The sequence below is a fragment of the Microbispora sp. ZYX-F-249 genome, from assembly GCF_039649665.1.
Classification (GTDB): domain Bacteria; phylum Actinomycetota; class Actinomycetes; order Streptosporangiales; family Streptosporangiaceae; genus Microbispora; species Microbispora maris.
In genome coordinates this window covers 1-995 of record NZ_JBDJAW010000138.1, presented here as the reverse complement: position 1 = coordinate 995, position 995 = coordinate 1, and the positions used below count along the sequence as shown (strand labels likewise).

Sequence of the window (995 nt, the reverse complement as noted above, 5' to 3'; positions counted from 1 at the left end):
GCGAGGGGGAGACCGAGGGGCTGGCGCTGGGGCTGGCACTCGGGCTCGCCGAGGGGCTGGCGCTGGGACTGGCACTCGGACTGGCACTCGGACTGGCACTCGGACTGGCACTCGGGCTCGCCGAGGGGCTGGTGACGGTGCCGCTGCAGGTGGTGCCGTTCAGTGCGAAGCTCGCCGGCACGGGGTTGGACGAGGTCCAGGAGCCGTTGAAGCCGAACGACGTGCTGCCGCCGGTCGGGATGCCGCCGTTGTAGGAGGCGTTGGTCACCGTGACCTGGGCGCCGGACTGCGTGTAGCTGCCGTTCCACAGCTGGCTGATCGTCTGCCCGGCGGGGAACGACCAGGTCAGGCGCCAGCCGTCGACCGGGTCGCCCAGGTTGACCACGTCGACGTTGGCGCCGAAGCCGCCCTGCCATTGGTTGGTCACCGTGTAGGTGACCCTGCAGCCGGCGGCGGCCCGGGCGGAGCCGGCGGTCGCGACTCCGACGACGCTCAGCGCCGCGGCCACTCCGGCCGCGAGCCAGCGCCGATGTCTGATGAAGCGCACGGAGATCTCCGGGGATAGGAGGCGTCAGGAGATGGTGCAGGTGCTGCCGTTCAGCGTGAACGCGGTGGGTTTGGCGGCGTTGCCGGTGTGGGTGGCCTGGAAGCCGATCTCGGTGGAGGCCCCGGGTGCCAGCGAGCCGTTGTAGCTGACGTTCTTCGCCGTGACCTGTCCGCTGGTGGGCGAGTAGGTGGCGTTCCATCCGCCGGTGATGGTCTGCCCGCTCGGGAGGGTGAAGGCGAGCGACCAGCCGTTGACGGCCGAGGATCCGGTGTTGGTGACCGTGATGTTCTCGGTCAGCCCGTTGTTCCAGGCGTTCACGGTGGCGCTGACGCGGCAGGCGCCCGATCCGCCGCCGGGCGACGGCGAGCTACTGGGCGAGCTACTCGGCGAGGGGGACGGCGAGCTGCTCGGCGAGGGAGACGGCGAGGGGGAGGTCGTCACGCCGCTG

The 995-nt window shown here is 71.2% G+C and carries 2 protein-coding genes; both read right to left on the bottom strand.

The window, feature by feature from the left end; all coding sequences use genetic code 11:
- A partial coding sequence (locus AAH991_RS40100) for a cellulose-binding domain-containing protein (protein WP_346231189.1) occupies positions 1 to 547 on the bottom strand: 547 nt, incomplete at its 3' end.
- A gap of 24 nt (positions 548 to 571) precedes the next feature.
- The gene (locus AAH991_RS40095) at positions 572 to 865 is read right to left on the bottom strand and encodes a cellulose binding domain-containing protein (RefSeq protein ID WP_346231188.1); all 294 of its coding nucleotides are present in this window, start codon (positions 863 to 865) and stop codon (positions 572 to 574) included.
- Between the last annotated feature and the right edge of the window lie 130 nt (positions 866 to 995).